The organism is Microbacterium hydrocarbonoxydans (assembly GCF_900105205.1).
GTDB classification, from domain to species: domain Bacteria; phylum Actinomycetota; class Actinomycetes; order Actinomycetales; family Microbacteriaceae; genus Microbacterium; species Microbacterium hydrocarbonoxydans.
This window is the reverse complement of sequence record NZ_FNSQ01000005.1, coordinates 1708247-1734459: the sequence shown is the minus strand read 5'-3', so window position 1 is coordinate 1734459 and position 26213 is coordinate 1708247. Positions and strand designations below refer to the sequence as shown.

Genomic DNA, 26213 nt, shown 5'->3' with positions numbered 1-26213 from the left:
AGAGGCGTGACCGAACCGCTCTTCACCATTCCGCTCTGGGCGGATCTGCTCGGCGTCGGCCTGGGCGGTGTCCAGGGCGCGATGTTCGCGTCCGGATTCCAAGGGCAGCGCCGACTCGACTGGCTCGGGGTCTCGATCATCGGCATCATGATCGGGATGGGCGGCGGTCTGATCCGCGACATCCTGCTCGGTCAGACGCCGGCCACGCTGCAGAACCAGTGGTACCTGGTCACGGCAGGCGGCGCGGCGCTGCTCGGCATGCTGCTCGCTGGCCTCTTCACCCGCCTCAACACCGCGATCGTCGTGCTCGACGCCGTCGTCATCGGCATGTTCGGCGCGTTCGGCACGAGCAAGGCGCTCGCCTTCGGCATCCCCGAGGTGCCTGCCGTCTTCATCGGCGTGTGCGCGGCTGTCGGAGGCAGCGTGCTCCGCGACATGCTGATGGGACTCCCGACCGCGATCATGCACGTCGGCTCGCTGTACGCGGTGGCTGCGGGAGCGGGATGCACGTTCATCGTGATCGCCGTGGCCCTGGGCATGCCGATCACGATCGCGGCGGTCGCCGGCATCGCGGTCACGACCGTCATCCGCATCCTCGCCGTCACCTTCGACGTCTCGCTCCCCGAGCAGCGCCGGATCTACCGCCGCAAGGTGGCGGCCGAGACGGGCGTGATCCCCATCATCAAGCCCTGAACGCGCCTCATCCCGCAGGACGCTCCTGGCCGTTCTCGATCTCATCGGCGAGGCCAGCGACGACCCTGGCGAGGCCGAACTCCCAGGCGGCATCCGCGTCGTAGGGCGAGCCGGATGCCTCTCCCGCCGCCCGACCGACCGTCTGCGCGAGCGGGTGCGCGTCCCCCAGGTACCCCGCGAGCCGGCCGGCGACCTGCTCCCAATCGGCGCCGAACTCCGCGCTCCGCCGGTGCTCGACCTGGCGCGCGGCCGCCTGCCTCGCGAAACCGATCACGAAGGTCAGGGCGGCGTCACGGTTGACGTCATCCAGACCCGTTCCGTCGAACGTGTGCAGCTCGCGATCGTACTTGGCGATCGTGCCGGGTCCGATCGCCGTCCGCGGGTCGTCGACGTCGAGCACCCACGGATGCGTCCGCAGCAGCGAGAGGTTGCTCTCGGCGAGGTCCACGACGGCGGCACGCCAGCCGTGGGAACGATCGACGGGCTCGGGCATGCGGGCGTTGACCAGGTCGACCATCAGCACGAGCAGATCGTCACGGCTGTTGACATGCGTGTACACCGACATCGTCGTCATCCCGAGGGAATCGGCGAGGGATCGGATCGTCACGGCGGCCAGCCCCCGCTCATCCGCGAGAGCGATCGCCTGCTCCACCACCTCGCCCGTGGAGTGGCGCGAGCGCGGGCCCCGGCGTCCCACCGCGGTCGCACGAGGGTCGTCCCTCCACAGGAGGTCGAGCAGATCTCGAGCCATCTCGGAATATCCTCTCGTGCGATCGCGTTACCTTGTACGCTGTACATAGTTTAGTCGAAGGAGCCGCATGAACATCATCCAGACCGCCATCTCGCTCAACGTTCCCGACGTCCACGCCTCTGCCGAGTTCGCGAAGAGCCATTTCGGCTTCCGCGAGGCGATGGCCGCAGACGGGTTCGTCTCGCTCGAGCATCCGACTGCCGCGACCCACATCATCTTCCTCGCCACGGGCCTCGGCACCTTCCGCCCCGCCGAGATCGCGGGATCTGCGGGTCAGGGCCTGCTCGTGGTCTTCGTCGTCGACGACCTCGACGCCGAGTACGAGCGCATCTCGCTCAGCGGCGCGCGCGTCGTGACGGAACCCGAGACCGAGCCGTGGGGCGAGCGGTACTGCCAGTTCGCCGATCCCAACGGCATCGTCTGGCAGCTCGTCCAGTGGGTCTGATCTGAAGATGTCGAACGCCCCTCGGCGACGGGCCGAGGGGCGTTCGGTGCAGCGACTCAGACCGCGGCCAGCTCCTGCTCGCGCGTGCGGATCGAGCGGTTCACGCCCGAGACGATCGCCTTGAGCGATGCCGTCGAGATGTCGCCGTCGATGCCGACGCCCCACAGCCGCTGGTCCCCCACCTGCAGTTCGACGTAGGCAGCTGCCTGCGCGTCGCCACCGGCGCTGAGAGCGTGCTCGACGTAGTCGTAGACGGTGATGTCGAAGCCCTGACCGCGCAGCACCTCGACGAACGCCGCGACCGGCCCGTTGCCGTTGCCGGCGACGGCGACCTGCTGGTCGTCGTCGCGCAGCACGACGTCGAGCACCACGTCGCCCGACATGTCGCTGCGGGTCTGGGTGGCGAGCAGCTCGAAGCGTCCCCATTTGGCGGACTCGTCGGCGGCCGGCAGGTACTCGTCGTTGAAGATCGACCAGATCTGCTCGCTCGTCACCTCGCCGCCCTCTGCATCGGTCTTCGCCTGCACCACGCCCGAGAACTCGATCTGGAGCTTGCGGGGCAGATCGATCGCGTGATCCGCCTTCAGCAGGTACGCGACTCCGCCCTTGCCGGACTGCGAGTTCACCCGGATGACGGCCTCGTACGAACGACCGAGGTCCTTCGGGTCCACGGGCAGGTACGGCACCGCCCATTCGATCTCGTCGACGGTGACGCCCTCGGCCTCGGCCCTGGCGGCCATCGCCTCGAAGCCCTTCTTGATCGCGTCCTGGTGCGATCCGCTGAACGCGGTGAAGACCAGGTCGCCCGCCCACGGGGAGCGCTCCGGCACCGGCAGCTGGTTGCAGTACTCGACCGTGCGCTTGACCTGATCGATGTCGCTGAAGTCGATCTGCGGGTCGATGCCCTGGGTGAACAGGTTGATGCCGAGAGCGACGATGTCGACGTTGCCGGTGCGCTCGCCGTTGCCGAACAGGCAGCCCTCGATACGGTCGGCGCCTGCCATGTAGCCGAGCTCGGCGGCCGCGATCGCGGTGCCTCGGTCGTTGTGCGGGTGCAGCGACAGGATGACGTTCTCGCGGTGCGCGAGGTGACGGCTCATCCACTCGATCGAGTCGGCGTAGACGTTGGGCGAGGCCATCTCGACGGTGGCCGGCAGGTTGATGATGACCTTGCGGTCGGGGGTGGGCTCGAAGACCTCGATCACCTGGTTGCACACGTCGACGGCGAACTCGAGCTCCGTGCCGGTGTAGCTCTCGGGCGAGTACTCGTAGTAGACCTTCGTGTCGGGGATCGTCTTCTCGTACCGGCGGCACAGACGCGCGCCCTCGAGCGCGATGTCGATGATGCCCTGCTCGTCGGTGCGGAAGACGACCTCGCGCTGCAGCACGCTGGTGGAGTTGTACAAGTGGACGATGGCCTGCTTCGCCCCGGCGATCGACTCGTAGGTGCGGGCGATCAGGTGCTCGCGCGCCTGGGTCAGCACCTGAATGGTGACGTCGTCGGGGATCAGGTTCTCCTCGATCAGCTGACGCACGAAGTCGAAGTCGGTCTGGCTCGCCGACGGGAAGCCGACCTCGATCTCCTTGTATCCCATGCTCACGAGGAGCTCGAACATCACGCGCTTGCGCTCGGGGGACATCGGGTCGATGAGCGCTTGGTTGCCGTCGCGGAGATCGACCGCGCACCAACGGGGCGCTTCGGTGATCCGGGCATCCGGCCAGGTGCGGTCAGCCAGGTCGACGGTGATCTGCTCGTGGTACGGCCGGTACTTGTGGATCGGCATCGCGGACGGGCGCTGAGTGTTCTGCATGATGGGGCTTCTTCTCTTCGTCAGAAATATGGACGGGCCATCACAAGCGCCGCGACGAGGAAGGCCCTGGCTTTAGGACTCGTCGCGGCAGCTAAGAAGAAGCAGACCGCCGAAAGGCATGCGGCCATGGTAGCAGGATCATCGGATGACCTCAGCGACGGATGAGACGATCGTCGCGTCTGCGACACTTCCCCACATGAGCACATCGCACAGCCGCATGCTTCTCGCCGCCGCATCCGTCCTGGGGGTGGTCGCGCTCTCCGCGTGCTCCACCCGCCCCGCCTCCTCCCCTGCACCGACGAGCACAGGGGCCCCCGAGTGGCACGCGAGCGACGTACGCCCACCGGAGGGACGCGTCATCGGCACCGGCACGGTGCTCGACGCGGCCGGCGACGCGCAGCTGTGCCTCGGCGCCGTCGCGGAGTCGTACCCGCCGCAGTGCACGGGGATCCCCCTCGAGGGCTGGAGCTGGGACGGCGTCGACGGCAGCGAGACCAGCGGAGACACGACCTGGGGCACCTACGCCGTGTACGCCACTTACGACGGCACCACCCTCACCGTCACCGACCCGCCGATCATGCTCGCCCTCTACGACCCCATCCGTCCGGAAGATCCCACCGGCGGTGTCGACGGCGCGACGTCCGAGGCCGATCTCACCTCCGTGCAGGACGAGGTCTCCGCCGCGCTGGGTCAGGACGCCCTCACCGTGTGGACCGAGCGCGGCTACGTCTGGGTGCAGGTCGCCTGGGACGACGGCTCCCTGCAGGACGCGGTCGACGAGGAGCACGGCGACGGGGTCGTGATCGTGACCTCGGCGCTGCGCGAGATCGACTAGGCGGTCGGGATCAGCGCGAGCTTGCCCCCGGGATGGCCCTCTGCGAGCAGGGCGAGGGCGGCCGACGCGTCCTCCAGGGAGAAGGTGCGGGCGACGGGGACCTCGAGGTCCCCGTTCTGTGCCAGAGCGACCAGCTCGCCTCTGACCTCGTCGCGGAACCGGGCACTGGCCGGCATGGAGCCGGCGATCACGAGGAAGCCGTCCGTCGCCGCACGTCGCATCGCGGCGATCGTCACGATCCTCTTCCGATCGGCGGTGAGCTCGAGCGACACGTCGACTGCCTCATCGGTGCCGACCGCATCGAGTGAGGCCGCGATGGGAGTGCCGGCCGCGTGTCTCGCCCGATCGGCGAGACCGGGTCCGTACTCGACCGGGATGCCGCCGAAGCGGCGGACGACGTCGAACCTCGATGCCGACGCGGTGCCGACGACGCGGATGCCGCGCAGCGCCGCCTGCTGCAGCACACTGACCCCGACCGCTCCGGATGCGCCGTGGAGCAGGATCGTCTCGCCGGGTGCCGCCCCGGTGACCCAGAGCATCTCGGCCGCGGTCGTTCCTGCGAGCAGCAGGTTCGCGGCCTCGGGATGCGTGAGCGTCGTCGGTTTCGTGAAGGCCTTCTCGGCAGGGATCGTCAGTTCGGTGGCATAGCCGCCGGACACGCGGAAGGCGACCACCTCGTCGCCCACCGCCACCGCACCCGAGCCGATCCGGGTGTCAGGCCCGACGGCTGTGATCTCGCCCGAGATCTCGTACCCGATCGCCACCGGCAGATCGACGCCGGGCCTCGCGGCGGCGACGTGCTTCGCATCCGCCGGATTGATTCCGGCCGCGCGCACCCTGACGGTCACCTCGCCGACGACCGGCGGACGGACGTCGTGTTCGACGAGCTCCCAGGTGTCCGGGCTGCCCCAGGTGGTCGCGATCCAACGTGTGGCGAGAGTCATATCGAGACCCTACCCGCCTCATTCCACCAGGCGCTCGTCCACGTCCCACATCGTGTAGGACAGGATCGCGCCTGCGGCGATCAGCTCGTCCTCGACGATGTTGGTCCGCTCCACACCGACGATCCGACCGGTCTCGAGGGAGAGGAGCACGATGTCACTGGCGGCACCGTCCCCCGTGACGACACGCAGCCCGGCGACCGGTCTGCCCAGGCGATCCGTCGTGGCGCCGAGCGCTTCCACGCCATCCGCCTCCGCGAGGATGCCGATGATCTGGGACTCCTGCGCGTTCGTGAGCGTCCACTGCTCGAGCACCGCGGTCGTCGCCAGGACGACCTCCGATCCCGTGGGCTCGTCGGGCATCCCGAATGACATCAGGGCACCCTCGACGTCCGCACGGGAATCGCCGAAGGCATCGGGAACCGGAGTGGCGAACTCCCCCGGCTCGATCGCCAGGTCGACGCTCACCTCCCCCGAGCTGCTGATCTCCGCCCCGACGTTGGCCGACGCATCCGTGGGGTCGTACGGCACTCCCCTGATCGAGACCATCCGCCCCGAGAGGTCGGGCTCCCACCGCAGGGTGTTCAGCTGGGGCACGACCTCGGTCTCGCCGGTGCCTCCGTTGATGTCGAGTCCCCAGGTCGCCGATCGCACGAGACGCTCCGGCACGGCGGGCCCACTCGTCTCGGCCAGGGCCGTCTGCGCGGCACGCAGCGTCTCGGTCGTGCTGCGCTCAGCGGAGAAATCGAGCGGAGCAGGTGACTCGGCGACTGCCATACCCTGCGGGAGCAGGACGGCGACGGCGACGACCACGGCAGCCGCGGCGACCGCGAGCCCCGAGGCCCATCCCACGATCCTCCGTCGACGCGGATGCGGTCGGGGCGCGCTCCGGATGATGCGCTCGCGAACCTGCAACGCGGCCGCATCCGGTTTCGCGTCCTGAGGCGTCTGCGCCGGATCCGCCTGGGCGAGCAGGCGATCGAGCAGTCCGTTCTCACTCATCGTCGCCCTCCGTTCCCTGCAATCCCAGTTCCTCGCGCAGCGTGCGCCGCGCGCGCGCCAGCACCTTCCGCACCCGAACGCGCGGGCTGCGCAGCACCTCCGCGATCTCCCCCACTGCGAGCCCATCCCAGTACGTGAGCATGATGATACGCCGCTCGGTCCTGCTGAGGACCCCCAGAGCGCGCACCACCCGCGCGCGCATCGTGAGGTCGCTGGCCGAGTTCTCCCCCGCAACGCCCTCGTGAAGGGCGTCCAGAGCAAGCCAGCGCATCGTCGTCCGCCCTGATCGGGAGGCGAGGATGCGATCGGCGGTGCGGATCAGCCACACGCGCGTCATCGGCCTGCTCGGGATCAGTCGTGACCACGCCCTCAGGAAGATCTCGGCGACGATCTCCGTCACCTCGGCGTCGTCCTCGACGACCCCCTCGACATGATGCCTGACCGCTGCCCAGTTCTCGTCGAAGAGCGCAGTGAATGCCTCGTCCCTCTGGGTCTCGCGGTCGCGTCCGCGGGCGCTCATCCCTGCCGACCGCTGAAGGACCCGATCCGCATCGCGTCTCGGTGAACCATCTCAGAACCCGAGGCGACCGAGCTGCTTCGGGTCGCGCTGCCATTCCTTCGCGACCTTGACGTGCAGGCCGAGGAAGACCCTCGTGCCGAGCAGCGCCTCGATGCCCACCCGCGCACGGCGTCCCACATCGGCGAGTCGCTTGCCCTTGTGCCCGATGATGATGGCCTTCTGACTGTCGCGCTCGACGACGATCGACGCGTGGACATCGGTGAGGTCGCTGCCTTCACGCGGTGCGATGTCATCGATCACGACGGCGATCGAGTGCGGGAGCTCGTCACGGACGCCGTCGAGCGCCGCCTCGCGGATCATCTCGGCGATGCGGTCCTCCTCGGACTCGTCGGTCGTGACGCCCTCACCGTAGAGCGCAGGGCCCTCGGGCATCAGGGAGAGCACCTCGTCCGCGAGCACGTCGAGCTGATCGCGGGTCAGGGCCGACAGCGGGATCACGGCGGCCCAGTCCTCCCGGAGCGCGTCGACCTCCATCAGCCGCTCGGTGATGTCGTCACGTCCGGCGGCATCCGTCTTCGTCACGATCGCGATCTTCTTCGCGCGTCGGTACCCGTCGAGCGAGGCGGCGATCCGACGGTCGCCGGGACCGACCTTCTCGGTCGCCGGCACGCAGAAGCCGATCACGTCGACGTCTCCGAGCACCTGCTCGACCAGATCGTTCAGCCGCTCGCCGAGCAGCGTGCGCGGCTTGTGGATGCCCGGGGTGTCGACGATCACGAGCTGCCCCTCCGGACGGTTCACGATCCCGCGGATCGCCCGCCGGGTGGTCTGCGGCTTCTCACTCGTGATCGCGATCTTCTCGCCGACCAGGGCGTTCGTGAGGGTGGACTTGCCGACGTTGGGGCGCCCCACGAACGTGACGAACCCGCTTCGCGTCTGCTCAGTCATCGTGTGCATCTCTCTCATCTGCGGAGTCTCCCGCGTCGTGTGCCGACCGTTCCACGAACACGGTCGCGATTCCGCGTCCGCGTCCTCTGGAAGCTCCGCCGGTGAGCGTGAGCCCCTCCACCGTCGCGGTGGACCCTGGTTGCGGAACCTGCCCCAGCGCCTTGCCGAGCAGGCCGCCGATCGAGTCGACGTCCTCATCCTCGAGCTCGAGGCCGAACAGGTCCCCGACGTCCTCCAGCGAGAGGCGGGAGCTGACCCGGTACCGTCCGTCGCCGAGTTCGACGACTTCCGCCGACACCTGATCGTACTCGTCGGAGATCTCCCCGACGAGCTCCTCGATGAGGTCCTCGAGGGTCACGAGACCCGAGATGCCGCCGTGCTCGTCGATCACCAGGCACACGTGCACGGCGTCGCGCTTCATCTGCTGCAGCAGCGTCTCGGCGCGCATCGACTCAGGAACGAACGTGGCGGGTCGGGAGATGGGGCGGATGGATGCGGCCCGCCAGGCGTTCTCGTCACGGAACGCGAAGAGCACCAGATCCTTGAGATACAGGACGCCGACGACATCGTCGGCGTCGTCGTCCACGACCGGCATGCGCGAGACGCCGCGCTGGAGGAACAGCGCCATCGCCTCGCTGGTCGTAGCTGTGGCGTCGACCGTGACCATCTCGGTGCGGGGCACCATCACGGCACGCACGAACTGATCCGTGAAGTCGAAGACCGAGTGGATGAGATCGCGGTCGTCGGCCTCGATGAGGTCGTTCGACGCGGCCTCGTCGACCATGCTCAGCAGCTGCTCCTCTGAGGTGAACGAGCTGCGCCCCCGTCCAGGGGTGACACGATTCCCGAGCACCACGAGTCCCTGCGCGAGGGGGCCGAGGATGATGCGCAGGCCACGGACGACCGGCGCGTTGACCCGGAGCATCCCCTCGGCGTGGTGGCGTCCGAACGACCGAGGGCTCGCTCCGACGAGCACGAAGCTGATTCCGGTCATGAGCAGGGCGGCGGCGAGCATCGCCCACCAGATGTTGTCGAACAGGATGCTGAAGGCGACCGTGACGAGCACAGCAGCCGCAGTCTCGGTCAGCACTCGGATGAACGCGACCGCGTTGACGTGGGCGTCGGTGTCGGCGGCGATGCGGGTCAGCTGCGCGGCGTTGCGTCCCTCCGTGCCCATCTCCGCGATGTCGGAGCGCGACGTGACACCGAAGGCCGCGTCGATCGCGGCCATGAGTCCGCCGAAGGCGACGAGCAGGACGGCGCCCGCGAGCAGGAAAGCCGCGGTCATCGTCGACGTTCAGCCGCGGCGAAGCCCTGGATGAGCTCCTTCTGCAGCCCGAACATCTCGCGCTCCTCGTCGGGCTCGGCGTGATCGAACCCGAGCAGGTGCAGCAGTCCGTGGGTGGTGAGGAGGATCAGCTCGTCCATCAGCGTGTGACCGGCGGCCTGCGCCTGCGCCTCGGCGACCTGCGGGCAGAGCACGATGTCGCCGAGCAGGCCGGGCGCGGTCGGGCGGTCCTCCGTGCCGGGGCGCAGCTCGTCCATCGGGAAGCTGAGCACATCCGTCGGTCCCGGCTCGTCCATCCACTGCACGTGCAGCGCCTCCATCGCAGCCTCGTCGACGAGGACGATCGCGACCTCGGCATCGGGGCTGACATGCATCTGGGCGAGGTTGAAGTCGGTCAGCCGCTGCAGCACGGGCTCGTCGACGTCGATCGCCGACTCGTTGTTGATCTCGATCATGACTGTGCTCGTTTCATCAGGAGAGGCCGCGTTTCGGCATCCGGTCCCGGGGTCCTGGTCGCTGTGCGCCTCGGCGGTCGGCGCGGTTGGCGAACTCGGCCGCCTGCTCGCGCTCGTAGCGCTGCGCCGTGCGACGCTCGTCATACTGGCTGTACGCGTCGACGATCTGTCCGACCAGCGAGTGACGCACGACATCGTCGCTCGTCAGTCGGGCGAAGTGGATGTCGTCGATGCCGTCCAGCACTCGGGTCACGAGGCGCAGCCCGGACGATCCCTGGGGCAGGTCCACCTGCGTGATGTCACCGGTGACGACCATCTTCGACCCGAAGCCGAGACGGGTGAGGAACATCTTCATCTGCTCCGGCGTGGTGTTCTGCGCCTCGTCGAGCACCACGAACGAGTCGTTGAGCGTGCGTCCGCGCATGTAGGCGAGAGGTGCGACCTCGATGGTTCCCGTCGCCATCAGGCGCGGGACGATCTCGGGGTCCATCATCTCGTTCAGAGCGTCGTAGAGCGGCCGCAGGTACGGGTCGATCTTGTCGGTGAGGGTGCCGGGCAGGAAGCCCAGTCGCTCCCCTGCCTCGACGGCCGGACGCGTCAGGATGATCCGCGTGACCTCCTTGCGCTGCAGCGCCTGGACGGCCTTCGCCATCGCGAGGTAGGTCTTGCCGGTTCCCGCGGGCCCGATCCCGAAGACGATCGTGTTCTCCTCGATCGCGTCGACATACTCCTTCTGACCGAGGGTCTTCGGACGGATCACCTTGCCCCTGGTCGAGAGGATCGCCTCGCCGAGCACCTCGCTCGGCCGCGGGCCGCCGTCGGTGCGGAGCATGCGGGCGGAGCTCGCGACATCGCTCGGTGCGAGGTCGTGTCCGGCCTTCGTCATCGTCATCAGCTCGTCCACGAGGGACTTCGCCTTCGCCACGGCGTCGGGTGCGCCCGACAGCGTGATCTCGTTGCCGCGCACGAGCACCTGCACGTCCCGGTGCTCCTTCTCGAGCATCCGGAGCAGGCGGTCCTGCGGGCCGAGCAGCTGCACCATGGCGACACCGTCGGCATAGATCTTCTCGACGGCGGTGTCGGATGCGGTCACGGGGTCGTTTTCGTCAGAAGCCAACGAGCTTGTTCTCCTCGATGTTGCCGAGCACATGGGCGTGCACGTGGAAGACGGACTGGGCGGCGCTCGCGCCGTTGTTGAAGATGAGGCGGTACTCGCCGTTCGCATGCTCGGAGGCGAGCTGCTTCGCGGCGGCGACCATCTCGGCCAGCAGACCGGGGTCGCCGGCGGCGAGTTCGGTGACGTCGCGGTAGTCCTCGGTCTTCGGGATCACCAGCGCGTGCAGCGGCGCCTGCGGGTCGATGTCGCGGATCGCGAAGACCCGGCCGGTGTCCAGCAGGATCTCACCCGGGATGTCGCCGTTCAGGATGCGCGTGAAGATCGAGGGCTCGGACATGCTTCCAGTCTACTGACCGCCATGCGGCGCGGACCGAAGCCTTCTCACCACCGGCCGAGCGCGACCGAGAGCACGGCGATCGCCGCGGGACCTGCCGTGGAGGTGCGCAGGACCGTGTCGCCGAGCAGCACGCGCTCCGCGCCGGCGGCGACCAGCTTCGCGATCTCGTCGTCCGAGATGCCGCCCTCCGGACCGACGACCAGCACGACGTCGCGTCCGTCCGGTTCGAGCTCCGAGAGCCGGGCGGGCGCACCGGGATCGAGCAGCAGGACCCGCTGAGTCGAGACGCGGGCGGCGAGATCGGATGTCGACGCGGGCACCGCGACCTCCGGCACCCACCGCCGATGGGCCTGCTTGGCCGCCTCGCGGACGATCGTCGCCCAGCGCTCACGTCCCTTGACCGCCTTCGGGCCGTCCCAGCGGGAGATGCTGCGACTCGCCTGCCACGGCACGATCTCGTCCACTCCGAGCTCACAGGCGGCCTGCACCGCGAGCTCGTCACGATCACCCTTGGCCAGAGCCTGCACGAGGACGATCCGCGGACTCGGGGCCTCCTGCGTCGACCGCTCGGACACGCGGACGTCGACCCGGGACGGCGACACCTCCTCGGCGACGCCGGCGAGCCATACGCCCGCGCCGTCGCCGACCGTCACGGTCTCGCCGACGCGAAGACGGCGCACGACCGCCGCGTGCTTGGCCTCGGCGCCGGTGAGGGAGACGAGGTCGCCGACCGCGGCATCCGACGATGTCTCGACGAGGAAGTGCAGTGCCATGCCGGTGCCCGATCAGTGCGAGCGGAAGCGGTCGCGCAGCTTCGAGAACAGCCCCTGCTGGAACTGCGCCAGCTGCGGACCCGGAGCCTTGGTCTTCTTGGCGAAGTCCTCGATGAGGGCGCGCTGCGCGGAATCGAGCTTGGTCGGGGTCACGACCTGCACGCCGACGCGGAGGTCTCCGCGCTGGGTGCCCCGCAGCGGCGTGATACCTCGGCCCTTGATGGTCAGGACATCGCCCGACTGCACTCCGGAGCGGATCTCGAGGTCGACCTCGCCGTCGAGCCCCTGGATCGTCGTCTCGGTGCCGAGGATCGCATCGGGCATCGAGACCTCGAGCGTCGCGAGCAGGTCGTCGCCATCGCGGCTGAAGGACGGATGCGGGTTCACGGTCACCTCGACGTACAGGTCACCGTTCGGACCGCCCGCCTTGCCGACCTCGCCGGAGCCGGGGAGCTGCAGACGCAGACCGGTCTCGACGCCGGCGGGGATGTCGAGCGAGACGGTGCGGCGGGACCGCACTCGGCCCTGGCCTCCGCAGGTGCCGCAGGGGTACGGGATCGTCGTGCCGTATCCCTCGCAGGTGCCGCAGGGCTGGGAGGTGACGACGTTGCCGAGCAGACTGCGCACCTGGCGCTGGACGTGTCCCGTGCCGCCGCAGATGTCGCAGGTGACGGGCGAGGTGCCTTCCTGACAGCACGAGCCATTGCAGGTCTCGCAGAGGACGGCGGTGTCGACCTCGATGTCGCGGTGCGCACCGAAGACCACGTCGCCGAGGTCGAGGGTGACCCGCACCAGGGCATCCTGACCGCGCTCCCGCCGTGACCGGGGACGCGCGCCGCGACCCCCTCCCTGACCGGCGCCGAAGAAAGTCTCGAAGATGTCGCCGAAGCCGCCGAAGCCCTGGAAGTTGCCGGCCGCGCCGTCTCCGCCGCCCATGTCGTAGCGACGACGGGAGTCGTCGTCGCTGAGGACGTCGTAGGCGTGGGTGACGAGCTTGAACTGCTCGGCCGCATCCTCTCCCGGGTTCACATCCGGGTGGAGCTGACGTGCGAGGCGGCGATACGCCTTCTTGATCTCGTCGGTGGAGGCGTCGCGGGAGACGCCGAGTACCTCGTAGTGATCTGCCACAATGGCCCTTCTGCGTGTGCTGTCTCTGGGCGGCCGCGTCAGCGGGACGCCTCGTCTTCGTCGAGCATCCGCGAGAGGTAGCGGGCCACAGCCCGCGCGGCCGCGAGATTGCTCGGGTAGTCCATGCGCGTCGGCCCCATGACGCCGACGCGCGCCGTGCCGCTGGGTGCGGCGTAGTTGCTGGCGACGATCGATGCCTCGCCGAGCCCGAACGAGGCGTTCTCGGTGCCGATGCTCGCGGCGAGACCGTGCGCGTCCGCCTCCATCTCGCTCATCAGGCGCAGCAGCGTCACCTGCTCCTCGATCGCCTCGAGCAGCGGGTGGATGCTGCCGCGGAAGTCCTGCTCGCGTCGAGCCAGAGTCGCTGCTCCGGCCATCACCAGGCGCTCCTGACGGAAGGCGCCGAGCTCGTCGATGACGATGGTCGCCAGAGCGCGAAGGACCACATCCTGGGCGTGCGCGTCCCCAGCGAGAAGCGCCTGCAGTCGCTCGGCCGCGTCGCTGACCGCGCGACCGGTGATGAGTGCCGACAGCCGCGCCCGCAGCAGACCCATGTCCGCCTCGTCGACGTCGACCGGCAGCGGCGCGATGCGCTGCGAGACCCCGCCCGCGTCGGTGACGAGCACGATGAGCAGGCGGTTGGGGGCGAGCGCCACGAGCTCGAGATGCGTCAGGTGGGCACGCGCGAAGGACGGGTACTGCGCGAGCGCGACCTGACCCGTCAGCTGCGTCAGCACGCGGACCGTGCGGACCATCAGGTCGTCCAGGTCCGACGGTGCGGTGAGGAACGACTCGATCGCCGTGCGCTGCGCGACCGAAAGGGGGCGCAGCTGAGCGAGGTGGTCGACGAAGACGCGGTATCCCTTGTCTGTGGGGACGCGTCCCGACGACGTGTGCGGTGCGGTGATCAGCTCTTCGTCTTCGAGCAGGGCCATGTCGTTGCGGATCGTCGCGGCCGACACCCCGAAGGAGTAGCGGTCGACGATGGATCGGCTGCCGACGGGTTCGTGCGTCTCGACGTAGTCCTGCACGATCGCGCGAAGAACCTGGAGGCCTCTTTCACTGACCATCGCAACTCCCTCCCCTTGGCACTCACTGGCTTCGAGTGCCAATTCTACCCGCCGATGCGCGCGTATCGGTGATCCGCGGCCATGGCAGTCGGCTCAGTCGGTGAGTTCGCGCACGACCGCGTCGGCGAGAAGGCGCCCGCGCAGTGTGAGCTGCACGCGTCCGCGCACGGCCGCGGCGGGGTCGACGAGCCCGTCGGCGATGAGACCGGCGACTCTCGTGCGCTTCGCGGGCGCGAGATCCGCCACCGCGATGCCCTCCCTGATCCGGCTCAGCAGCAGCACGCGCTCCAGCGTCGCCGATTCCAGGTCGGGCCGTTCGGTACCCGCTGCCGGGGACTCCCCTGCGGCCAGGCGCTGGGCGTACGCGGCCGGGTGCTTGACATTCCACCAGCGCAGGCCCGCGACGTGGCTGTGTGCACCCGGCCCGAATCCCCACCAGTCGTGCCCGCGCCAGTAGGCCAGATTGTGGCGCGAGCGCTCCCCCTCGGAGCGGGCCCAGTTGCTGATCTCGTACCACTCGAACCCGGCTGCCCCGAGACGGGCGTCCGCGAGCTCGTACATGTCGGCCTGCAGGTCGTCGTCCGGCATGGGCACCTCGCCACGCCGGATCTGCCTGGCGAGCTTGGTGCCGTCCTCGATGATCAGCGCATACGCCGAGATGTGATCGGACTCGAGCGCCAGCGCCGCGTCGAGCGACGACTCCCAATCGGCGAGCGTCTCACCGGGCGCTCCGTAGATGAGGTCGACGCTGACCGCGAGCCCGGCGTCTTTGGCTGCTGCGACGGCGGTCGTCACGTTCTCGGGGCGGTGGGTGCGGTCGAGCGCTGCCAGCACATGGGGCACCGCCGACTGCATCCCGATGGAGAGGCGCGTGACGCCGGCGTCGGCGAGCGTGCGCACCACCTCGGGCGTCACGGTGTCGGGGTTCGCCTCGACCGTCACCTCGGCACCGTCAGCCAGGCCGAATGCATCGGTGGCGGCATCCAGCATCCGTGCGAGGTCGCCCGCCGGCAGCAGGGTGGGTGTGCCTCCGCCGAAGAAGACCGTGTCCATCGGACGCAGGCGACCGGCGTCCGCGAGCACGCGTGCAGCGAGGTCGATCTCCGTGATCAGGGTCGAGGCGTAGTCCTCCTGCTTCGCTCCGCGCAGCTCACCCGACGTGTAGGTGTTGAAGTCGCAGTACCCGCAGCGCACCCGGCAGAACGGGACGTGGAGGTAGGCCGAGAACGGCACGGCGGGATCGACCGAGAGGTCGGACGGGAGACTGCCGTCGGCCGGTGCCGGATCTCCGAGAGGGAGAGGACCGGCCATCAGAGGTGTACGGCCATCAGACGGGGGTCGCGTAGAGCGGGGAGATCGCCCTCAGGTAGCGGGCGAACAGCTCGCGCCGCCGCCGCTTCACAAGAGCGGGCACGAGGCGATAGAGCAGGGAGTTGGGGGCGTCGAAGGCACGGACGGAGAACCACACCTCGTCGTTGTCCTCACGCCAGTCGATGTCGAAGGACTCCTCGCCGCGCACCACGGATCCGCCGACGGTACCCAGGACGAATCCGATTCGGCGCTTCTCCTCCGTCACGGAGATCACACGAAGTTCGGCATCCGCTCGCATGCCGCTCACCCTGCCGTGCAGCCGCAGCGTCATGCCAGGGCCTGCGAAAGGGGTGCCCTCGGCATCGAAACGCTGCTCGACGTCGTTCTTGCTCGGAGCGATCGGCGTGCCCTCGGCATCGAAGCTGACGCCTGCATATGCGGGACCGGGAGCCGGCCGCACATCGTCGATGCTGAGACCAGCGGCCCGCTGGGCGGTCCAGGTCAGGAGTGCATCGCCGGCGGTCTGGAATCGCTCCGCGCCGCTGCCGATGCGCCAGGAATTCTCCGCCGGGATGCTGCGCTCCGGCGGGTACTGCATCAGATCGGGGGCGTGGGTAGCACCCACGGCCGCATAGTCCACCGTGTCGTCTCGGAAAGTCCCGCGCCGCATGAGAACCAGCCTACTTCCCGTCACCTGGACGATCACCCCCACGCGCCGGACAGCCCCGACTCGCGGGGTCCTACTTCTTGTCCTTGCCCTCGACGTCACCGGAGAGGGCGGCGATGAACGCCTCCTGCGGCACCTCGACGCGACCGACCATCTTCATGCGCTTCTTGCCCTCCTTCTGCTTCTCGAGGAGCTTGCGCTTGCGACTGATGTCACCGCCGTAGCACTTGGCGAGCACGTCCTTGCGCAGCGCCCTGATCGTCTCGCGGGCGATGATCCTGGCGCCGATGGCGGCCTGGATCGGCACCTCGAAGTTCTGGCGAGGGATCAGCTTGCGCAGTCGCTCCGTCATCAGCGTGCCGTAGGCGTAGGCCTTGTCGCGGTGCACGATCGAGCTGAACGCGTCGACCTTGTCGCCCTGCAACAGGATGTCGACCTTGACCAGGTCCGCCTCCTGCTGTCCGGCGGGCTCGTAGTCGAGCGAGGCATAGCCCTGGGTCTTGGACTTGAGCTGGTCGAAGAAGTCGAAGACGATCTCACCGAGCGGCATCATGTAGCGGAGCTCCACGCGCTCCTCGGAGAAGTACTCCATGCCCAGCAGTGCTCCGCGACGCGACTGGCAGAGCTCCATGACCGTGCCCACGTAGTCCTTCGGCAGCAGGATCGCCGTCTTCACCATCGGCTCGGAGACAGATCCGATGCGTCCGTCCGGGTACTCGCTCGGGTTCGTGACGGTGACCGTCTCCCCCGTGTCGCTCGTGAGCACCTCGTAGATGACGCTGGGCGCCGTGGTGATGAGATCGAGGCCGAACTCGCGCTCGAGGCGCTCGGTGATGATCTCGAGGTGCAGGAGACCGAGGAATCCGCAGCGGAACCCGAAGCCGAGGGCGACCGAGGTCTCCGGCTCGTACTGCAGTGAGGCGTCGGAGAGCTTGAGCTTGTCGAGCGCCTCGCGCAGCTCCGCGTAGTCGCTGCCGTCGATCGGGTAGACCCCCGAGAACACCATCGGCTTGGGATCGGTGTAGCCGGCGAGGGCCTCGGTTGCGGGCCTGCGCGCCGTCGTGACGGTGTCGCCGACCTTGGAGAGACGCACGTCCTTCACGCCGGTGATGAGGTAGCCGACCTCGCCGACACCCAGACCCTTGGTGGGCACCGGCTCGGGACTCGACACGCCGACCTCGAGCGCCTCGTGGGTAGCGCCCGTGGACATCATCTGGATGCGCTCGCGGGGCGACAGGCTGCCGTCGATCATGCGGACGTAGGTGACGACACCGCGGTAGGCGTCGTAGACGGAGTCGAAGATCATCGCTCGGGCAGGCGCGTCGGCGTCGCCGACGGGTGCCGGGATCTCCTTGACCAGGCGGTCGAGCAGCTCCTCGACCCCCACGCCGGTCTTTCCCGAGACGCGCAGGACGTCTTCCGGCTTGCCGCCGATCAGGGACGCCAGCTCCTTCGCGTACTTGTCGGGGTCAGCGGCCGGCAGATCGATCTTGTTGAGCACCGGGATGATGTGCAGGTCGTTCTCGAGAGCGAGGTAGAGGTTCGCCAGCGTCTGGGCCTCGATGCCCTGAGCCGCGTCGACCAGCAGGATCGCGCCCTCACAGGCGGCAAGGGACCGCGACACCTCGTAGGTGAAGTCGACGTGGCCCGGCGTGTCGATCATGTTGAGCGCGAAGGTCTCGCCGTCGATCTCCCACGGCATCCGCACCGCCTGGCTCTTGATCGTGATGCCACGCTCGCGCTCGATGTCCATGCGGTCCAGGTACTGGGCGCGCATGTCGCGATCCGAGACCACGCCGGTGATCTGGAGCATGCGGTCGGCGAGCGTCGACTTGCCGTGGTCGATATGCGCGATGATGCAGAAGTTGCGGATCTGCGCCGAAGGCGTCGCGGCAGGCTGAAGCGGAGTGAGGGCGCGTGGTGACATGTCCTGTCGATTCTACGGTGAGGCGCCCCTAATGCTCGATTCGCCGAACCCGGTGATATTCTGCCGGGGTTGCCCGGGAGCTATCCGTGACACCGGATCCCGCAAGCGATGAGACTCCGTCACAGACCACGTGCAGGCGTCGTGTCGCGCAGATCGGCAGATGGTGATTGACTGTCTTCCCGGCTCAGCGTTGCGTCGGCAGATCCCGTGCGCGCCTGTTGAAGAGAAAGAATCAACACCTTGATCAAGTATCTGTTGCGCCGCCTGCTGGGGTGGGTGCTGATGATCGTCCTCGCGACGAACATCACGTACTTCCTCGCGTGGCTGTATCTCGATCCTGAGAACAACTACGTCGGACGCCGACCACCGCTCTCACCGGAGCAGATCGACGCGCTCCTCGTTCCGCGCAATCTCAGCGAGTCCGTTCCGCTCATCGAGCGCTGGTGGACCTGGTTCTCCAGCATCCTCTTCCGGTGGGACTGGGGCGTCGGCCCGACCGGGGAGTCCGTCAACGAGCAGGTCGCCTATCGGGTCTGGATCAGTGCGGAGCTGGTCCTCGGCGCGACCATCATCACGACCATCCTCGGCATCGCGCTGGGCGTCTACACGGCCTCGCGCCAGTACAAGCTCGCAGACCGCATCGGCCAGGGCTCGAGCATCATCACGATGAACATCCCGACCGTGGTCGCGGGCTTCGCCCTGGTGCTCCTCGCGATCAACTTCAACTCGGCGGTCGGAACGACCGTGTTCTATGTGACGGGTTCCTCGAGCCAGGGGGTGGAGGGGTTCTTCCCGGTGCTCATAGATGTGCTGCAGCATCTGACGTTGCCCACCCTCGGTCTCGTGCTCACCGGATACGCCTCGATCCACTTCCTGCAGCGCTCACTGCTGCTCGACAACATCAAGGCCGACTACGTCCGCACCGCGCGGGCCAAGGGGCTGACCAAGCAGCAGGCCATCCGCAAGCACGCGCTGCGGACGTCGCTCATCCCGGTCACGACTCAGGTCGCGTTCACGATCCCCGCCGTGTTCACCGGCGCAGTGCTGACTGAGACGATCTTCAACTGGAACGGGATGGGTCGCTACTTCATCCAGACCCTCAACAACAACGACATTCACGGCGTGGTCGCAGTCGCGGCCTTCGGCGCCCTGATGACGGCGATCGGCGCGATCCTCGCCGACGTGGCCGTCGTGGTCCTCGATCCGAGAGTGCGGGTGAGCTGATGTCCCTGGAATCGATCGGGGTCTCCCCCGAGATCGCCGAGCCCGAGAGGCCGAGGAACCGCAAGCGCACCTCGATGCTGACGCTGTACACGCGTCGCTTCCTGCGCAACCGCGGCGCACTGATCGGCATCGTCATCCTGGCGCTGCTGGTGCTCTTCGCGATCCTCGGACCGCTGCTCTCCCCGTATTCGCATACCGACCTCGACTTCCTGGCGCTGCGCAAGGGACCGTCGGCCGAGCACTGGTTCGGGACGAACGGGTCGGGCAACGACAACTTCGCCCAGGTCGCCGTCGGACTCCAGCGCTCCATGATGATCGCGGCGCTCGTCGCGATCGGAACGACGGTCGTCTCGGCGATCGTCGGCGCGACAGCCGCCTACTTCGGCGGTCGCTACGAAAAGGTCATGCTGGCGATCATCCACTTCATGATGGTGATCCCCAACTTCCTGATCCTCGCGATGATCTCCAACGACGCCGGCGGCAACTGGCTCGTCATCTCGCTCGTCATGATCTTCGTCGTCGGCTGGTTCTTCCCCGCCCGGATCATCTGGACCCTGTCATTGTCGATCCGCGAGCGCGAGTACGTGCACGCAGCCCGATACGCGGGCCTCTCGGGCATGCGCATCGTGCTCCGCCACATGCTGCCGAACATCGGCTCACTGCTCGTGATCAACTTCACACTCGGAGTGGTCTCGGCCGTCCTCACCGAGACGGCCCTGTCATTCCTCGGGTTCGGCGTGAAGCTCCCCGACGTGTCTCTCGGCGCACTCATCGGGTACGGCTCGAGCACGCTCGTCAGTGCGCCGTGGCTGTTCTACTTCCCCGCGGCGGCGCTCACGCTGCTCACCGTCTCGATGGCCCTCATCGCCGACGGTCTGCGCGACGCCCTCGATCCGACCTCGGCGGCTGGAGGTCGCGCATGAGTACTGTCCTGTCCGTCCGTGACCTCAGGGTCAGCTTCCCGTCCGAGGCGGGCCGTGTCGACGCTGTGCGAGGTGTCTCGTTCGACCTCGAAGAGGGCAGGACCCTCGGCATCGTCGGCGAATCCGGCTCGGGCAAGTCCGTGACGTCGCTGGCGATCATGGGACTCCTCGACGACAACGCCAAGATCAGCGGCTCCATCATCTACGACGGACAGGAGCTGCTCGGCAAGTCCGACAAGCAGCTGTCGGTGATCCGCGGCAACGGCATGGCGATGGTCTTCCAGGACCCGCTCACCTCGCTCACCCCTGTCTTCACGATCGGCGATCAGCTGATCGAGGCGCTCACCGTGCACCGTCGCCTGTCGAAGAAGGACGCGTGGGATCGCTCCGTCGAGCTTCTGAACCTCGTGGGCATCCCGGAAGCGGAACGCCGCATGAAATCCTTCCCGCACGAGTTCTCCGGCGGGATGCGTCAGCGTGTCGTGATCGCGATCGCGATGGCCAACAACCCGAAGCTGATCATCGCCGACGAGCCGACGACTGCACTCGACGTCACCATCCAGGCCCAGATCCTCGAGCTCATGGAGAAGGCCCAGGAGGAGACCGGCGCCGCCATGATCATCATCACGCACGACATGGGCGTGGTCGCGAAGACCGCCGATGACGTGCTGGTGATGTACGCCGGCAAGCCCGTCGAGCAGGCGCCGGTGCGCGAGCTCTTCTACCGGACCCGGATGCCGTACTCGATCGGACTCCTCGGAGCCATCCCTCGGGTCGACAAGACCGAGAAGGTGCCGCTGATCCCGATCAAGGGCAATCCGCCGCTGTTGATCAATCTCCCGGACGCCTGCCCGTTTGCTGCGCGGTGCCCCATCGCGATCGAGGCATGCGTGCAGCGCGAGCCCGACCTGCTCCCCGTCACCACCGGCGGCCACACCGACCACTCGGTGGCGTGCATCCGCGCGGACGACATCGACGACGAGGGGCGGATCGGCGGACTGCCGGTGTTCCCGATCCCCGAGATCCCCGAGAGCGGACTCGCCAAGGTGCCGCGCGAGGACCGACCGATCACCCTTGAGGCCGTCAATCTCAACAAGACCTTCCCGCTGATGAAGGGTGCGCTGTTCAAGCGAAAGGTCGGCGAGGTTCACGCGGTCAAGGGCATCAGCTTCGACATCCGCCAGGGCGAGACCCTGGCGATCGTCGGCGAGTCCGGCAGCGGGAAGACCACCACCCTGCTGCAGATCATGGACCTCGTGGCCCAGGAGAACGGCGACATCAGGATCGGCGGTACCAGCGTCGCCGACATCAAGAACAGAGCCGAGGAACGCAAGCTCCGGCGGGATCTGCAGATCGTGTTCCAGGATCCGATGGGCGCGCTCGACCCGCGTATGACGGTCTGGGACATCATCGCGGAGCCGATGTTCGCGATCGGGATGAGCAAGGATGACGTGTTCGACCGCGTCGAAGAGCTCATGGGCCTCGTGGGCCTCGACCCTGCGCACAGCGACCGCTTCCCGCAGGCGTTCTCGGGAGGCCAGCGACAGCGCATCGGCATCGCCCGCGCGCTGTCGACGAACCCGAAGATCGTCGTCCTGGACGAGCCTGTCTCGGCGCTCGACGTCTCGATCCAGGCCGGCGTGATCAACCTGCTCGACGAGCTGAAGGCGAAGCTCGGCCTCTCGTACCTCTTCGTGGCGCACGATCTCGCGGTCGTCAGGCACATCGCCGACCGCGTCGCCGTGATGTACAAGGGCGCCTTCGTGGAGCACGGTGACGTCGATCAGGTCTTCGACGATCCGCAGCATCCGTACACCAAGGCGCTGCTGTCAGCGATCCCGATCCCGGATCCCGACCTCGAGCGCACGCGCGAGCGGATCATCCTCCCCGTCGAAGGATTCGACGCCGAGGCAGTCGCCGCGAGCTGACCCGCACCGTTGTGCACGGTCCGATAACGGTTCCGTGTCCCAGGGGTTTCGCCCGCGAGTAGCGGGGTTAGTCTGCCCCTATCCCAAGTAAGGCCGACAGGCACTAAGGAGTACCATGAAACGGCATCAGAAGCTGATGGGCATCGCTGCTCTCGGCGCCGCCTTCGCACTCGTCATGAGCGGGTGCGCACCGGCAGGCAACGGCGGCGGCGACAACGGCGAAGGCGAAGCCCAGACGGTCGAGGGTGCGGACTACAACCCGCAGCCCCGCGAGAACCTCGCAGAGGGTGGCGAGCTCCGCATCCCCGTCTCGAACATCGCCGAGCAGCTGAACTACTTCCACAGCGACGGTGACGCGCGCGTCACCCAGATCGCGACGTGGTTCCGCCCGCAGATCCTCCTCATGGATCCCGACGGCACCGTCAAGAAGAACGACGCGTACCTCGACGACTACTCGTTCGGCATCGAGGACGGCAAGACCGTCCTGCACTTCAAGGTCAACGAGAAGGCCGTCTGGAACGACGGAACCCCCATCGACGTCACCGCGTTCAAGGCCACCTGGGAAGCGAACAGCGGCGAGAACGAGGAGTACCAGCCCAACGCCACCGACGGCTGGAAGGAGATCGAGTCCGTCGAGGCCGGCGAGAACGACCGCGACGTCATCGTGACCTTCAAGGGCGAGTTCGCCTGGCCCGAGATGGTCTACTCGCAGCTGCTGCACCCGGACGTCAACACGCCCGAGCTCTTCAACACCGCGTTCCTCGGCGACTGGCACCCGGAGTGGGCAGCCGGTCCCTACACGGTCGACGAGTACGACAAGACCGGTGGCGTCGTGACTCTCGTCCCGAACGAGAAGTGGTGGGGCAACGCTCCCCTGCTCGACAAGGTGAGCTTCATCCAGATGGAGCCGACCGCCGCCGTCAACGCGCTGCGCAACGGCGAGGTCGACATGGCCGAGACGGGCAGCGCCGAGCTGCTCGCGCAGGTCGAGGGCCTCGAGGGCGTCGAGACCTACAAGGGCCAGGCGACCGGAAACGCGATCTTCACGCTGAACTCGGCCAACCCCGTGCTGGCCGACCTCAACGTCCGCAAGGCGATCTTCGAGGCGATCAGCATCGAGCAGGTCAAGGAGATCGTCTTCAACGGGCTGAACTACACCGAGGAGCCCGCAGGGTCTCTCACGCTGTTCTCGTTCCAGCCGAACTACGTCAACGCTCTGGAAGAGGCCGGCCGCAAGGACGGCGACGTCGACGGTGCCAACAAGCTCCTCGATGAGGCCGGCTGGGTCGTCGGCGACGACGGCATCCGCGAGAAGGACGGTGAGCGCCTGTCGCTCGTCTTCCCGAACCACTCCGACACCGAGACGGCTCGCGCTCGTTCGCTCGCCGTGCAGGCGCAGCTGAAGGAGGTCGGCGTCGAGGTGACGATCGACACCCGTCCGTCCGCCGACTTCGCCGAGGACTACACCACGCAGAACGGTGACATCTTCTTCCTCTCCTTCACGTCGTCCGACCCGTTCGGTGCTGCCTGGTTCTGCCAGCTGTACTGCTCGGACAGCGGCCTGAACCTGTCGGGCACCGGCACGCCGGAGATCGACAAGATGATCCACGAGGAGCTGGAGACGATCTCCGACCCGGAAGAGCAGACCAAGAAGGCCATGGAGATGGAGTCCCAGATCTTCGCCGAGACCTGGGGCATCATCCCGGTCCTCAACGGCCCGGAGATCTGGACCGTCAAGGAGGGTCTCGCCAACCTCACCCCCGAGCCGTACTCCGGACTCGACCTCTTCGGCATCACGCCGGTGGAGAACGTGGGATACGAGAAGTAATCCACTCGAAGCCTGACTCGTCAGAGCTTCACGGGCGGGGTCGGTGGTTCATCCACCGGCCCCGCTTTCTCTATGCTGAACGCGTGAGCGTCCAGATCGTCCTCGTGCACGGCATCCGCACGTCTGCGACGATGTGGAGGTCGCAGCTCGCCTTCCTCGAGGAGCAGGGCATAGCGGCCACCGCGGTCGATCTCCCAGGGCACGGCAGCCGGATGTTCGAGGACTTCACCCTCCACGAGGCCCTGCACACGATCGACGTCGCCGTGCGCGACGCGGCGACGCGGGGCCCGGTGCTGCTGGTCGGCCATTCGATGGGCGGGCTTCTCTCACTCGCCTACGTCGGCGGTGCCGACACGCCTCAGGTCGCCGGGCTCGTCGCCGCCTCCTGCACGTCGCTCCCCCGCGGCGCCGGTCTCTCGGCTTATCGGGCGATCGCCCGGGCGGTCGATCGTCTGCCTGACCGAGGGATGTGGATCACGAAGCGGATCCTCGCGGCGACCATCCCCGAAGAGACGCGCTTCGACTTCGCAGCCGGAGGCTACGCGCTCGACACCCAGGACACGGCGCTCCGCAGCCTCTCGACACTCGACCTCGCGACCGCGGTGGCGAGGATCAGGGTCCCGCTCTGGTTCGTCAACGGGCAGTGGGATCAGCTGCGCGTGAACGAAGCGCTGTTCCAGCGGCTGGCTCCGCATTCGGAGCTCATCATCGTCCCGCGGACGACGCACCTCGTGACCGCGATGCGGCCGCAGATCTTCAACGCCGTGCTGCGCCTCGCCGTCGCGATGATCGAGAGCGGGTCGGATGCGGCGGTCACGGACGCGGCGGTCATGGACGCGGCAGCGGAGCTCGAGCGGGTTGCTTCGCGAGAGCAGTGAGCGCGCCCCCGACGAGTGACAGCACCGCGGCCGCAGCGAAAACCAGCCAGAACCCGCCTACGAGAGCCACCAGCCCCGCCCCGAGCACGGGACCGATGAGCTGACCGAGAGCCGCGGTCACCGAGACGATGCCGAGATCTCTGGCGTGGTCCTTCTCGTCCGGCAGCAGGTCGGCGGCGAACGCGAGCCCGACCGTCGAGAACGCGCCGTAGCCGAGTCCCATGAGCGCTGCGGCGACCATCGTCGCCTCGAAGGTCGGCACCACGGCGATCACGACGCCCGACGCCGCCTGGACGACGGTGGCGGCGATGGTCAGCGTGCGCCGGTTGCCGGTGCGATCCGAGAGGATGCCGGTGACCACGGACGCGATGACCACGAACACCGTATAGACCACGATCAGGAGCAGCAGGTTGCCCTCGGCATCCACCTGCTCCTGGTGCAGTCCATGCAAGAGGAAGAAGAGGAAGAGGGCGGTGCCGAGAGCGTTGCCGATGTTGGTCACCAAGCGGCCGGAGAGCATCCACGCGAAGTCCCTGTCGCGGAGCGAGGCGAGCAGGTGACGATCGCGCGGACTTTTCTGTGGTGTTGCCGCTTCGGAGGCCGCAGGGTCGGGGAGGACCAGTGCCGCAGCTGTTCCGACGACGGCGATGACCGCGGCGAGCAGCAGGTATCCCTCGCGGATGCCCAGGCCGAGGAGCACCACGAGTCCGACGCCGAGGACGATCCCGACGGCCTGACCGGAGCCGACGGCAGCCGATGCCGCGCCCCGCTGCGATACCGGGAGCTGATCGGCGATCAGCGCGGTGAAGGCGGCAGCCGAGACGGCGGCTCCGATCATCACCCCGACCCAGGAGGCGCCGACAGCCCAGGGACCCTCGCTGAACCCGGTGAGCACGAGGAAGGCGGCCGTGAACAGCGCTCCCCCGATCGCCCACGGACGGCGGCGGTGACGTCCGACGCCGGCGCGGTCCGAGAGAGCACCGGCAACGGGTCCTGCGGCGATTCCGGCGAGTCCGCCGATCCCGAGCACGAGCCCGGAAGACACGACTCCCGAGATCCAGTCCTCGTCGGCGGTGTTGAGCTGAAGAGGGAGAAGCAGCTGGATCGGTGTGAGCTGCACCGTCCAGATCGCCAGCCACGCCAGCGTGAACACGGTCATCCACCGGGCACCCACTCGCCTCACGGTGGACCCGGACGGAGCAGACGGGAGGGCAGGGCGCATGTCGCTCCTTGACGTCGGTGTCGCGACGATGATGTCGGGATACTGATGATTGTGCACCCCGGGGCCGCACGAGCGCGACGTTTAGGGTGATCGGCCCGAGTGCTGGTAGAGTTGGTTCTTGGCTTGCGTGTGGGTTCTTCCCTCACGACCGCCGAGTGGAAGCCCTCTTCTTCTGCCGGCATTCCTAACAA

At 67.8% G+C, this 26213-nt stretch carries 25 protein-coding genes; 8 read left to right on the top strand and 17 right to left on the bottom strand.

What is annotated here, in order from left to right:
- Window positions 1–6 precede the first annotated feature (6 nt).
- Entirely contained in the window at window positions 7–693 is a 687-nt protein-coding gene (locus BLW44_RS08630; protein ID WP_060926132.1) for a trimeric intracellular cation channel family protein, read from the top strand.
- Window positions 694–700: 7 nt separating this feature from the next.
- Here the strand turns inward: BLW44_RS08630 and BLW44_RS08625 are convergent, their stop codons facing one another.
- A complete protein-coding gene (locus tag BLW44_RS08625) occupies window positions 701–1444 on the bottom strand; it encodes a TetR/AcrR family transcriptional regulator (RefSeq protein WP_060926133.1) in 744 nt (247 codons plus the stop codon).
- Window positions 1445–1511: 67 nt separating this feature from the next.
- Between BLW44_RS08625 and BLW44_RS08620 the strand changes: the two genes are divergently transcribed.
- Window positions 1512–1889: a VOC family protein gene (locus BLW44_RS08620; RefSeq protein WP_060926134.1), complete on the top strand. Its 378-nt coding sequence runs from the start codon at window positions 1512–1514 to the stop codon at window positions 1887–1889.
- A gap of 56 nt (window positions 1890–1945) precedes the next feature.
- Here BLW44_RS08620 and leuA read toward each other — a convergent pair whose 3' ends face one another.
- Window positions 1946–3700, bottom strand: a complete 1755-nt coding sequence (gene leuA, locus BLW44_RS08615) for a 2-isopropylmalate synthase (RefSeq protein ID WP_060926135.1) — start codon at window positions 3698–3700, stop codon at window positions 1946–1948.
- Between the two features lie 196 nt (window positions 3701–3896).
- Here leuA and BLW44_RS08610 point away from each other — a divergent pair, with 196 nt between their 5' ends.
- Window positions 3897–4535 (top strand): hypothetical protein, encoded by a 639-nt coding sequence (locus BLW44_RS08610; RefSeq protein ID WP_245647357.1) that lies wholly within the window; start codon window positions 3897–3899, stop codon window positions 4533–4535.
- Here the strand turns inward: BLW44_RS08610 and BLW44_RS08605 are convergent.
- The 14 genes from BLW44_RS08605 to lepA form a co-directional block, all read right to left on the bottom strand.
- On the bottom strand, window positions 4532–5479 hold the full coding sequence (locus BLW44_RS08605; RefSeq protein ID WP_060926136.1) for an NADP-dependent oxidoreductase: 948 nt from the start codon (window positions 5477–5479) through the stop codon (window positions 4532–4534). The genes BLW44_RS08610 and BLW44_RS08605 overlap by 4 nt on opposite strands.
- Before the next feature lie 18 nt (window positions 5480–5497).
- Window positions 5498–6478, bottom strand: a complete 981-nt coding sequence (locus BLW44_RS08600; protein WP_060926137.1) for a hypothetical protein — start codon at window positions 6476–6478, stop codon at window positions 5498–5500.
- Complete coding sequence (locus BLW44_RS08595) at window positions 6471–6998, bottom strand: RNA polymerase sigma factor (RefSeq protein WP_060926138.1); 528 nt, start codon at window positions 6996–6998, stop codon at window positions 6471–6473. Before BLW44_RS08595 ends, BLW44_RS08600 begins: the two co-directional genes overlap by 8 nt.
- Before the next feature lie 51 nt (window positions 6999–7049).
- Complete coding sequence (gene era, locus BLW44_RS08590) at window positions 7050–7946, bottom strand: GTPase Era (RefSeq protein ID WP_060926176.1); 897 nt, start codon at window positions 7944–7946, stop codon at window positions 7050–7052.
- Window positions 7939–9234, bottom strand: a complete 1296-nt coding sequence (locus tag BLW44_RS08585; protein ID WP_060926139.1) for a hemolysin family protein — start codon at window positions 9232–9234, stop codon at window positions 7939–7941. Before BLW44_RS08585 ends, era begins: the two co-directional genes overlap by 8 nt.
- Window positions 9231–9689, bottom strand: a complete 459-nt coding sequence (gene ybeY / locus BLW44_RS08580) for an rRNA maturation RNase YbeY (RefSeq protein ID WP_060926140.1) — start codon at window positions 9687–9689, stop codon at window positions 9231–9233. The genes BLW44_RS08585 and ybeY overlap by 4 nt, the downstream gene beginning before the upstream one ends.
- A gap of 16 nt (window positions 9690–9705) precedes the next feature.
- On the bottom strand, window positions 9706–10731 hold the full coding sequence (locus tag BLW44_RS08575) for a PhoH family protein (RefSeq protein ID WP_245647360.1): 1026 nt from the start codon (window positions 10729–10731) through the stop codon (window positions 9706–9708).
- Between the two features lie 64 nt (window positions 10732–10795).
- A complete protein-coding gene (locus BLW44_RS08570) occupies window positions 10796–11143 on the bottom strand; it encodes an HIT domain-containing protein (RefSeq protein ID WP_060926142.1) in 348 nt (115 codons plus the stop codon).
- A 44-nt stretch (window positions 11144–11187) separates the two neighbouring features.
- Window positions 11188–11916: a 16S rRNA (uracil(1498)-N(3))-methyltransferase gene (locus tag BLW44_RS08565; RefSeq protein WP_060926143.1), complete on the bottom strand. Its 729-nt coding sequence runs from the start codon at window positions 11914–11916 to the stop codon at window positions 11188–11190.
- A gap of 12 nt (window positions 11917–11928) precedes the next feature.
- Window positions 11929–13044, bottom strand: coding sequence for a molecular chaperone DnaJ (gene dnaJ / locus BLW44_RS08560; RefSeq protein ID WP_060926144.1), 1116 nt, complete (start codon window positions 13042–13044; stop codon window positions 11929–11931).
- Window positions 13045–13082: 38 nt separating this feature from the next.
- Window positions 13083–14114 carry a heat-inducible transcriptional repressor HrcA gene (gene hrcA / locus BLW44_RS08555; protein ID WP_060926145.1) on the bottom strand — a complete coding sequence of 344 codons (1032 nt, stop codon included), beginning with the start codon at window positions 14112–14114 and terminating at the stop codon, window positions 13083–13085.
- Window positions 14115–14207: 93 nt separating this feature from the next.
- On the bottom strand, window positions 14208–15425 hold the full coding sequence (hemW, locus tag BLW44_RS08550; protein WP_060926146.1) for a radical SAM family heme chaperone HemW: 1218 nt from the start codon (window positions 15423–15425) through the stop codon (window positions 14208–14210).
- A 16-nt stretch (window positions 15426–15441) separates the two neighbouring features.
- Window positions 15442–16095 carry a DUF1990 family protein gene (locus BLW44_RS08545; protein ID WP_060926147.1) on the bottom strand — a complete coding sequence of 218 codons (654 nt, stop codon included), beginning with the start codon at window positions 16093–16095 and terminating at the stop codon, window positions 15442–15444.
- Between the two features lie 70 nt (window positions 16096–16165).
- Window positions 16166–18019 (bottom strand): translation elongation factor 4, encoded by a 1854-nt coding sequence (lepA, locus tag BLW44_RS08540; RefSeq protein ID WP_060926148.1) that lies wholly within the window; start codon window positions 18017–18019, stop codon window positions 16166–16168.
- Window positions 18020–18259: 240 nt separating this feature from the next.
- On the opposite strand from lepA, the gene BLW44_RS08535 reads away from it, so the two are divergent.
- From BLW44_RS08535 to BLW44_RS08515, 5 genes are all read left to right on the top strand, one after another.
- Window positions 18260–19243: an ABC transporter permease gene (locus BLW44_RS08535; protein WP_060926149.1), complete on the top strand. Its 984-nt coding sequence runs from the start codon at window positions 18260–18262 to the stop codon at window positions 19241–19243.
- The gene (locus BLW44_RS08530) at window positions 19243–20166 is read left to right on the top strand and encodes an ABC transporter permease (RefSeq protein ID WP_060926150.1); all 924 of its coding nucleotides are present in this window, start codon (window positions 19243–19245) and stop codon (window positions 20164–20166) included. Before BLW44_RS08535 ends, BLW44_RS08530 begins: the two co-directional genes overlap by 1 nt.
- Window positions 20163–22094, top strand: coding sequence for an ABC transporter ATP-binding protein (locus tag BLW44_RS08525; protein WP_060926151.1), 1932 nt, complete (start codon window positions 20163–20165; stop codon window positions 22092–22094). Before BLW44_RS08530 ends, BLW44_RS08525 begins: the two co-directional genes overlap by 4 nt.
- Before the next feature lie 115 nt (window positions 22095–22209).
- Complete coding sequence (locus tag BLW44_RS08520; RefSeq protein ID WP_060926152.1) at window positions 22210–23922, top strand: ABC transporter family substrate-binding protein; 1713 nt, start codon at window positions 22210–22212, stop codon at window positions 23920–23922.
- Window positions 23923–24005: 83 nt separating this feature from the next.
- Window positions 24006–24800, top strand: a complete 795-nt coding sequence (locus tag BLW44_RS08515; RefSeq protein WP_082724478.1) for an alpha/beta fold hydrolase — start codon at window positions 24006–24008, stop codon at window positions 24798–24800.
- On the opposite strand, the gene BLW44_RS08510 is transcribed toward BLW44_RS08515, so the two are convergent.
- A complete protein-coding gene (locus BLW44_RS08510; protein WP_060926153.1) occupies window positions 24751–26022 on the bottom strand; it encodes an MFS transporter in 1272 nt (423 codons plus the stop codon). The genes BLW44_RS08515 and BLW44_RS08510 overlap by 50 nt on opposite strands.
- Between the last annotated feature and the right edge of the window lie 191 nt (window positions 26023–26213).

Excerpts from the sequence above, each read along its gene's own strand:
- BLW44_RS08545 (WP_060926147.1), bottom strand. The coding sequence starts at position 16,095 with ATGCGGCGCGGGACTTTCCGAGACGACACGGTGGACTATGCGGCCGTG.
- ybeY (WP_060926140.1), bottom strand. The coding sequence starts at position 9,689 with ATGATCGAGATCAACAACGAGTCGGCGATCGACGTCGACGAGCCCGTG.
- BLW44_RS08625 (WP_060926133.1), bottom strand. The coding sequence starts at position 1,444 with ATGGCTCGAGATCTGCTCGACCTCCTGTGGAGGGACGACCCTCGTGCG.
- BLW44_RS08600 (WP_060926137.1), bottom strand. The coding sequence starts at position 6,478 with ATGAGTGAGAACGGACTGCTCGATCGCCTGCTCGCCCAGGCGGATCCG.
- BLW44_RS08575 (WP_245647360.1), bottom strand. The coding sequence starts at position 10,731 with ATGGTGCAGCTGCTCGGCCCGCAGGACCGCCTGCTCCGGATGCTCGAG.
- hemW (WP_060926146.1), bottom strand. The coding sequence starts at position 15,425 with ATGGCCGGTCCTCTCCCTCTCGGAGATCCGGCACCGGCCGACGGCAGT.
- BLW44_RS08520 (WP_060926152.1), top strand. The coding sequence starts at position 22,210 with ATGAAACGGCATCAGAAGCTGATGGGCATCGCTGCTCTCGGCGCCGCC.
- BLW44_RS08510 (WP_060926153.1), bottom strand. The coding sequence starts at position 26,022 with ATGCGCCCTGCCCTCCCGTCTGCTCCGTCCGGGTCCACCGTGAGGCGA.
- leuA (WP_060926135.1), bottom strand. The coding sequence starts at position 3,700 with ATGCAGAACACTCAGCGCCCGTCCGCGATGCCGATCCACAAGTACCGG.
- BLW44_RS08570 (WP_060926142.1), bottom strand. The coding sequence starts at position 11,143 with ATGTCCGAGCCCTCGATCTTCACGCGCATCCTGAACGGCGACATCCCG.
- BLW44_RS08585 (WP_060926139.1), bottom strand. The coding sequence starts at position 9,234 with ATGACCGCGGCTTTCCTGCTCGCGGGCGCCGTCCTGCTCGTCGCCTTC.
- lepA (WP_060926148.1), bottom strand. The coding sequence starts at position 18,019 with ATGTCACCACGCGCCCTCACTCCGCTTCAGCCTGCCGCGACGCCTTCG.
- era (WP_060926176.1), bottom strand. The coding sequence starts at position 7,946 with ATGACTGAGCAGACGCGAAGCGGGTTCGTCACGTTCGTGGGGCGCCCC.
- BLW44_RS08525 (WP_060926151.1), top strand. The coding sequence starts at position 20,163 with ATGAGTACTGTCCTGTCCGTCCGTGACCTCAGGGTCAGCTTCCCGTCC.
- BLW44_RS08605 (WP_060926136.1), bottom strand. The coding sequence starts at position 5,479 with ATGACTCTCGCCACACGTTGGATCGCGACCACCTGGGGCAGCCCGGAC.
- BLW44_RS08565 (WP_060926143.1), bottom strand. The coding sequence starts at position 11,916 with ATGGCACTGCACTTCCTCGTCGAGACATCGTCGGATGCCGCGGTCGGC.
- BLW44_RS08595 (WP_060926138.1), bottom strand. The coding sequence starts at position 6,998 with ATGAGCGCCCGCGGACGCGACCGCGAGACCCAGAGGGACGAGGCATTC.
- BLW44_RS08620 (WP_060926134.1), top strand. The coding sequence starts at position 1,512 with ATGAACATCATCCAGACCGCCATCTCGCTCAACGTTCCCGACGTCCAC.
- BLW44_RS08530 (WP_060926150.1), top strand. The coding sequence starts at position 19,243 with ATGTCCCTGGAATCGATCGGGGTCTCCCCCGAGATCGCCGAGCCCGAG.
- BLW44_RS08610 (WP_245647357.1), top strand. The coding sequence starts at position 3,897 with ATGAGCACATCGCACAGCCGCATGCTTCTCGCCGCCGCATCCGTCCTG.
- hrcA (WP_060926145.1), bottom strand. The coding sequence starts at position 14,114 with ATGGTCAGTGAAAGAGGCCTCCAGGTTCTTCGCGCGATCGTGCAGGAC.